Source organism: Planktothrix sp. FACHB-1355 (assembly GCF_014748295.1).
Classification (GTDB): domain Bacteria; phylum Cyanobacteriota; class Cyanobacteriia; order Cyanobacteriales; family Aerosakkonemataceae; genus Aerosakkonema; species Aerosakkonema funiforme_A.
The window spans coordinates 1-4,406 of record NZ_JACJUP010000528.1; the positions used below are offsets into that span (position 1 = coordinate 1).

Consider the following 4,406-nt stretch of genomic DNA (forward strand, 5'->3'; position numbering starts at 1 on the left):
AAACTGCTAAATATTAGCTGAATCTGATTTTGGACGGCGATCGTTATATTGACACATAACAACATAATTACTAAAATTTTAATCAGTGCAACTAAACTAAAAATAACTCAATGCCGCCTGTTCGCCTTATATCGCCTTTGGCTGCTGCCGATCGCGGATTGCATGAAGTATATCAAAGCGAGTATGGCATTCTCTACCAAGGAGACTGTCTTAAATTTTTAAGTGTTCTACCTGATTCCTGTGCAGATATTGTATTTGCCGATCCACCTTTTAACCTTGGCAAGGATTACGGCAAATCTGTTAGCGATCGCATGAAAACAGAAGATTACCTAACATGGTCAAAACAGTGGTTAAATGAAAGTATTAGGGTGCTAAAAGAAGGTGGTAGCCTATTTATTTTTAACTTACCAAAATGGTGTATTGAGTACGGTGCATATCTAAATCAACAAGGAATGGTCTTTCGTCACTGGATTGCCTGTAGGATGCCGAAAGCTTTTCCTCGCGGAAAGAAGATGTCTCCGGCTCACTATGGATTGCTGTACTACACAAAAGGAGAACCAGCCGTTTTTAATAAAGTTTATACACCGATTCAGCTTTGCCGACATTGTGGCGGTGAAATAAGAGATTACGGCGGACATCGCAAAAAATTAAATCCCAAAGGTATTAATTTAATGGATGTTTGGGATACCCCTGAAGATGTTTGGGAAAATGCTTCTGCTGACGATATTAGCGATGAAGTTTTCTGGACTCAGCTTGAGGAAATGTGGACTGATATCCCGCCAGTGCGACATAAGCAACATAAAAAAAGAGGAGCCAATGAATTAGCTCCTATCATGCTGGAACGCATTATTGCTATGGCGTCGAATCCAGGACAAATTGTAATTGACCCCTTTGGAGGTTCTGGTACTACATTTTATGCGGCTGAGAAATTGCATCGATATTGGCTGGGTACAGAAATTGGTGATATACAGCCAGCAGTCCGCCGTCTAACTGACTTAGCAAACGGACAGGTGGAAGAGTGGGAATCGGCAAGGGGTAAGAAAAAAGTCAAATCAAAGCAAAAAGAGCTAAAAGGGTCGGAATTATCGGAATGGACGCAACTCTCTCTTAAGTTTTAATTAGATTAAAGCGCGACCATCCGTTCCTTTGGTAATTCTTGCTACGTTGGGATCGGTAAAATCATGCTCAACTACAAATATGGCCAGAAAACCTTCTGTTAGGTTAACTGCACGCCAAATATCGAAGTAAGGTTCTAGTTCTTCATAGTTGCCAATCCTGTCAGTCAGATAAGGATAAAGTCGCCGACTGGGAAGCACTAAGGCTGAACCCAAAATTACACCGCGTAACAGACCCAAAACTAGCTTGTTAACCGCACGATGACTCGATGAAATATTTCCTGTCTCCCATTCAAGTGCAAATAAATGATTATCTAATGTTTTCGTAGCATCTATTCTTCCTGGCGCTCTTGTAGCATAATTTATCGGCGTTTCAAGTTGCCAACCGAAATTTTCCTTAAGAGCAGCCATGCAAGCATTTTTAATAGGTTTAACTCCGTTCCCATGTCGCGTAGGATTAATTGTAAAGTTTGATGCGCCAGGAGGCCAAACGATTAATTCAATAGCGGTGCGAATCTCGTTTTGAATAACAGTCCATTCTTGCGATTCCGCGAAGCTACCTTTACTAATCAGCGATACCTCTCGAACAATTTTCACGGGTAATTCACTCAATATAAAAAATCCCCCGGTATCGCTACCAGGGGACAAAGTGGAGATGAGAAACCGGGTTTCTTTCGTTTGTTTTCGATATTTCCTGACTGCAACCCAAAGAAACCCGGTTTCTGAGATTTAGCCAACTGTTTGAAGCACCAATTCTCGTTGCTCAGCTTGTCGTACTTGCACTTCACCATCATCGCCAATATCGATAATGGCGGTGTCTCCGTTTTGGATACGACCGGATAGCATTGCTTCGGCTAAGCTATCTTCTAAGAGTCGCATAATTACCCGGCGCAGTTCTCTCGCACCGTAAGCAGGATTGTAACCTTCTTTCACCAAACGTTCTGTGAACTTTTCGGTGGCTTTTAAGGTAATTCCCTGTTCGATTAAGCGACTGGAAACTTCGCGCAACATGATGCCAGAAATATCTTTGACTTCATCTTTCGTCAATTGACGGAAGACGATAATTTCATCGAGGCGATTCAGAAATTCGGGACGGAAATATTGCTTGAGTTCGTCGTTCACTAGAGAACGAACGCGGTTGTAATTTGATTCGGTGATATTTTCCGATAACTCGAAACCGATACCGCCGCCGCCTTTTTCGATCGCTTTAGAACCGATGTTCGAGGTCATAATTATCAGGGTGTTCTTGAAGTCCACCGTGCGACCTTTGGCATCCGTTAAGCGACCGTCGTCTAACAGTTGCAATAGTGCGTTGAAGACATCGGGGTGAGCTTTTTCGATTTCGTCGAATAGCACCACGGAGTAGGGACGACGACGCACTGCTTCTGTTAGTTGACCGCCTTCATCGTAACCGACGAAACCGGGAGGGGAACCGATGAGTTTGGAGACGTTGTGCGCTTCCATGTATTCGGACATATCGACGCGAATCATCGCTTCTTCGGAACCGAACATATAAGCAGCTAAGGCTTTTGCTAATTCGGTCTTGCCAACTCCGGTAGGGCCTGAGAAAATAAAGCTGGCGATCGGACGGTTCGGATTCTTCAATCCCACTCTGGCGCGACGAATCGCACGCGCAACGGCTGTCACCGCTTCGTGTTGACCGATGAGGCGCTGGTGCAGGGTATCTTCCAAGTGCAGCAGCAACTCGGTTTCGGATGCGGCGATTTTGTTGACGGGGACGCCAGTCCAAGATGAAACGATGTGGGCGATGTCTTCTTCATCGACAACTGGTAAGATGGCGTTATCGGATTGTTTGTTGTTTGCGATCGCCTTCAGTTTACCTTCAATCTCCAATTCGCGATCGCGCCATTCTCCCGCTTTCTCAAAGTCCTGAACTTTGACCGCTTCTTCCTTCTCTTTAGTTACCTGACGCAATTCTTGCTTCAGTTCCTTAGTTGCAGAAGAATTAGTATTGCTCAAACGAACGCGAGAACCAGCTTCATCGATTAAGTCGATTGCTTTATCCGGCAAGAATCGATCGCTAATATAGCGGTCTGAAAGCTTAGCTGCCGTTACCAGAGCATCATCGGAGATTTTAACTTTATGGTGTTGCTCGTAAGCAGAACGCAAACCATATAATATCTCGATCGTCTCTTCGACAGAAGGTTCGCCTACCATAATCGGTTGGAAGCGACGTTCCAAAGCAGCATCCCGTTCGATGTGCTTGCGGTATTCATCCAACGTCGTCATCCCCATGCACTGCAACTCGCCTCTCGCCAAAGCAGGCTTGAGCATATTAGCAGCATCCATGCTACCTTGAATTGCGCCAGTGCCAATCAGGTTATGAACTTCGTCAATTACGAGGATGATATTGCCAGCTTGACGCACTTCATCCAGGATTGTCTTGAGGCGTTCTTCAAACTCACCTCGGAAGCGCGTACCTGCAATCAGCAAACCCATATCCAGACTGTACACTTGCTTGTCTTGCAAGATGTCAGGAATGCTTTTGTTGGCAATGCGCTGGGCCAAACCTTCTGCGATCGCAGTTTTGCCAACACCCGGTTCTCCAATCAACACCGGGTTATTCTTCGTGCGACGACCGAGAATTTGCACAGCGCGTTCTATCTCCTTCTCGCGACCCACCACCGGATCGAGTTTACCTTCAGCTGCTTGTTGGGTGAGATTGATGGCGAACTCATCCAAAGTCTTCGTCTTCCCGCCACCGCCAGAAAATCCCCGTTCCTGACCCCCGCCAACAGCTACAGCTGCCACATCTCCCAGCTTCTCCATCAGCTGCATACGGACATTCGTCAGGTCAACGCCCAGATTTTCCAACACCTTTGCCGCCACACCCGTCTCTTCGCGGATCAATCCCAGCAGCAAGTGTTCTGGAGCAATGTAATTATGCCCTAATTGACGAGCTTCATCAAAAGATTGCTCAAAAACCCGCTTAACTTTGGGGGTGAAAGGAATTTGCGCTGAAACGAAGCGAGAACCCCGACCGATAATCTTTTCTACCTCTACCCGTGCGCTTGGCAGGGTAACGCCGAGGTCGGACAGCACTTTGGCAGCAACGCTGCTTCCTTCTCCAATCAACCCCAGCAGGATTTGCTCGGTGCCCACGAGGTTGTGCCCCAGGCGTCGAGCTTCTTCCTGGGCTAGCATCACCGCTTTAACTGCTTTGTCTGTAAAGTATTCAAACATAGTGGGTTTACCTCACCGAGCCGTTCCATAAGCGCTTTCTCTAAGTTTGACGCCTATATGAACTTTTGTGTACTTTGCTATTACAAG

The 4,406-nt window shown here is 46.1% G+C and carries 3 protein-coding genes; 1 reads left to right on the forward strand and 2 read right to left on the reverse strand.

Annotation, left to right across the window (positions count from 1 at the left end; all coding sequences use genetic code 11):
- Positions 1–110: 110 nt before the first annotated feature.
- On the forward strand, positions 111–1,118 hold the full coding sequence (locus tag H6S82_RS19875) for a site-specific DNA-methyltransferase (protein WP_190474820.1): 1,008 nt from the start codon (positions 111–113) through the stop codon (positions 1,116–1,118).
- On the opposite strand, the gene H6S82_RS19880 is transcribed toward H6S82_RS19875, so the two are convergent.
- Complete coding sequence (locus H6S82_RS19880; RefSeq protein ID WP_190474817.1) at positions 1,119–1,712, reverse strand: restriction endonuclease; 594 nt, start codon at positions 1,710–1,712, stop codon at positions 1,119–1,121.
- Positions 1,713–1,844: 132 nt separating this feature from the next.
- Positions 1,845–4,319, reverse strand: coding sequence for an ATP-dependent Clp protease ATP-binding subunit (locus tag H6S82_RS19885; RefSeq protein WP_190474814.1), 2,475 nt, complete (start codon positions 4,317–4,319; stop codon positions 1,845–1,847).
- Between the last annotated feature and the right edge of the window lie 87 nt (positions 4,320–4,406).